At 67.2% G+C, this 3484-nt stretch carries 2 protein-coding genes; both read left to right on the top strand.

Features of this window, described 5'->3' with window-relative positions:
* Positions 1-277: 277 nt before the first annotated feature.
* The gene (locus AC5P1C_RS43460; protein WP_493871542.1) at positions 278-2689 is read left to right on the top strand and encodes a DUF3289 family protein; all 2412 of its coding nucleotides are present in this window, start codon (positions 278-280) and stop codon (positions 2687-2689) included.
* Positions 2676-3278: a hypothetical protein gene (locus AC5P1C_RS43455; RefSeq protein WP_493871541.1), complete on the top strand. Its 603-nt coding sequence runs from the start codon at positions 2676-2678 to the stop codon at positions 3276-3278. Before AC5P1C_RS43460 ends, AC5P1C_RS43455 begins: the two co-directional genes overlap by 14 nt.
* Positions 3279-3484: the final 206 nt, after the last annotated feature.

The following is a 3484-nucleotide window of genomic DNA, read 5'->3' as shown; positions in this document are numbered from 1 at the left end:
TGCTGGTGCCCCGCCGCGGCGCCGACGTCGACGAGGCGGCACTGCCCGCCGACTACCAGCGCCCTCCCATCGCAGGTTCCCCTGTGGCCCAGGGGCAGGTCGTCGACCGGTCGCGAATCGGCTGAAACGGAGTCATAACTTCCTCCCCAATTTCCCCACCGAACCATCGGGGGTCCCTCACTCGCAGCTGTGTAGGCTGCTCCGTCAGACCGGTGAAGTGCCGTGAAACGGGGGCTACTTCGCGACGACAGGTAACTTTCCATACGTGGGAGGCACCATGTACAGACGCGTCACGATTCCACTCAGCGCCGTGTTATTTCTGCTCGGGACCGCAGTACCGTCGGCCATCGCCGACGGTGGCGGCTCACCTCCCGGGCAAACGCTCTACCGCGACACCGAGGTCAAAATCTCCTACCGGAAGCTCAACGCCGACGACCCGCAGCAGAGCAAGGTGCCGGCGGCGATCCGCGAGAAGACGCCCGAGGGCTCCTACCTCGCGCAGTTCCAGGTCGAGAACCTCTCCCAGCACGAGATCAACGACTGGTCCCTGACCTTCGAGCTCCCCGACCGGATCACCGCCACCGACGCGGTACGCCTGGACTCAGGGCAGGGCGACCGTGCCACCTTCCAGAGCACCCCAGCGAACAAGGTGATCGAGCCGGGCGAGACCTCCACGCTCTGGTACAGCGCCCGGCCCGACGGCAGCGCGCACACCCCGACCTGGGCGAACTTCGCCAAGGACGGCGCGAGCCCGACCAAGGACACGGACGGCGACGGTCTCACGGACGACATCGAGCAGCGCGCCAAGCTCGATCCGAAGGCAAAGGACACTGACCGCGACGGCCTGTCCGACTTCGTCGAGCTCGGCAACCGCAGCGACGCGCTCAAGCGCGACACCGACGGTGACGGCGTCCCCGACGGCCAGGAGGACCCCGACGGGGACAAGATCTCCAACCTGCGTGAGCTGCGGCTCAAGACCGCCGCAGGCAACCCGGACACCGACGCGGACGGCTTGGCGGACGGCAAGGAGCTCACCCGGCACACCGATCCGGTCAAGGCCGACACCGACGGCGACGGCGTGGAGGACGGCCAGGAGGACCGCATCGGCTCCGACCCGCGCACCGCCGAGTCCGCCTTCGACGTGACGCGCACGGCGGACGGCGGCGTCACCGAGGCCTCCGCCGCGGTCAAGGGCCTGCGTCCCGATCAGGTGCAGGCCTTCGACATCACCAAGCTCCCTGCCGACCAGAAGCAGTTCCCGAAGTCCGCGCCGGGCTATCTGGGCAACGGCTTCCAGCTCTCGGCCGACGGGGCATCCGGCCAGGCGAAGGTCTCCTTCGCGATCGACCCGAAGCGGACAGGGCCCGGTATCAAGCCGGCCGTCTATCGCTACGACGAAAAGTCCCAGCGTCTGGTCAAGGTGGCGGCCCAGCGGCTCGACGGAAACACCATCACGGCCACGGCCAGCGACCCGGCCAAGTACGTCGTGCTCGACAGCCGGGCCTTCGACAAGGCGGTCGAGCAGGGCTCCCGCATCTATGTCACCAAGGACGCCCAGCAGTCGAAGGACTCCGACAACGACGGGATCAGCGACTACGACGAGCAGCAGATCCGGGACGGAATCCTCCTGACGGGCAATGGGCTGCCCGTTGGAAAGCTGGACCCCGACAACCCGGACTCGGACGGCGACTCGGTCGTGGACGGCAAGGAGATCCAGGTTGTCACCGGAAAGCTGAACGGGGCGGCGGACCAGGTCTACGCGAAGCTCACCTCGAATCCGCTGAAGCGGGACACGGACGGCGACGGGAAGCGCGACGGCGCCGACAAGCAGCCCATGGTGGCCGTGCCGAAGGACATGCTGATCCACCAGTCCGCGAACCGGGAGGGGCACCGCAAGGAGGCCGACCCGAATGACGTCCAGGTGCCGCTGAACCCGCTGGTAGCGGACGACCTGACGTTCAACGACTACACCTACGACGAGCTGACGGATCTCAGCTGGCAGTTCTACGTCGCTTCGTTCACCCCGGAGTCCTGGATGTGGGGCGAGTTCAACAGCATCATGAACGCCGGAAAGGCGGGAGCGGACTACGACCACCAGCAGACGGTCGTCGACTTGTACAACCAGTTCCGCTACGGCCGCGACGGCCAGAGCGCGGGCACCGTCTCGGTGGACGACAACTTCGACCCGGCCCGCTTCCAGACAGTCGGCTCCGGCACCGCCCTGTCCCGGGCGGTCGCGTCATCGCCGCAAGAGAAGCAGTACATCGACAAGGCCGAGGGGATCATTACCCGGCTCCTCCAGGACAACCGCGGTGATACGGCGCAGTTCACGGTCGGGGACAAGCTCGACCAGAACCTGCTGTACCAGGAGTTCAACCGCACGGGCCTGAAGTACCCGGTGTACGACTTCTCCGTCAGCGACGACAACCAGCGGGCGCTGTCCATCGCCATCCACCAGTTCCACGGGCACACGATCCAGCTGAAGGACTACACGGTCAGCGGGAACACGTTCTCCGGGAAACTGGTCTTCCACTCCTACGACCACTTCGGTCTCGACCCGGACGACGAGATCACCACGTACGGCTTCATCGACTGGTTCACGCTGCAGCACTACGACCGGTTCGACGGGAAGTACACCCCGCCGATCGCCCAGGCAGACGTCGAGGTGCCCATCAGTGGGTCGTTCTGACGCCCTCGAGCTAGAGCGGCGCACCAGGCGGTGCTCGCCGGGCCGGATCCTGCTCGTCACGCTGATCGTCGTGGCGGCGGCAATCCTGGCCTGGCGGGTCGCCGTCTTCGGCATGCTGGGGTGGCACTTCGGCAGCGGCTTCGACGAGCGGCGCTTCGACAAGCTGGAGCAGCAGATCGACCAACGGCAGTCCGCGTTCGCCAAGGCCGACGCCCGCATGCGACAGCTGGCGGCCGCCCACCCGAAGGCCGAAGTGATCACCTGGATCCAGGCCCGCATCTGCGTCCGTGACCCCGGACGCCCCGAGGAGTGCGATCCGACGACTCCGAAGGACAAGGCCACGTACGAAGCCCTCTGGGGCACCGACGTGATCCTGCACCAGTCACACGACAAGAACCGCGTCTTCTTCCGCTTCTACGGAAACGACCCCCCGATCTACACCCTCATGCGCGCCCCCGCCGACACCGACGCCGAGTCGTACGCGGACGCCCGCGGCTTTCGCGCCACCCGCGCCCTCGACCCCGGCTGGACCCTCCTAGGCCCCATCCCCAACCTGGACCGCGAGAACGAGCAGTGGCAGTACGACTGAGCGGTGTCCGTCTGTCATCGCGCGCGTGGTGCACATGCGGAATCCCACCGCTGCGGGAAGGCAAGCGTGCCGCAACCACCCGCGAGGGCGTTGTCACGTTGTCGGTGGTGTGGTCGGCTCCGGGCATACGGGAGCCCTGGGCCGGTGTGCCGTGAGGGCGGGCAGTGCCGCTTTGTCGACGTCGGCGCCGCGGCGGGGCACCAGCG

The sequence above is a fragment of the Streptomyces sp. A18 genome (assembly GCF_059026065.1).
This window is presented reverse-complemented; position numbering and strand designations above follow the sequence as displayed.

Coding starts and splice junctions, on each gene's coding strand:
- AC5P1C_RS43460 (WP_493871542.1), top strand. CDS start 278: ATGTACAGACGCGTCACGATTCCACTCAGCGCCGTGTTATTTCTGCTC.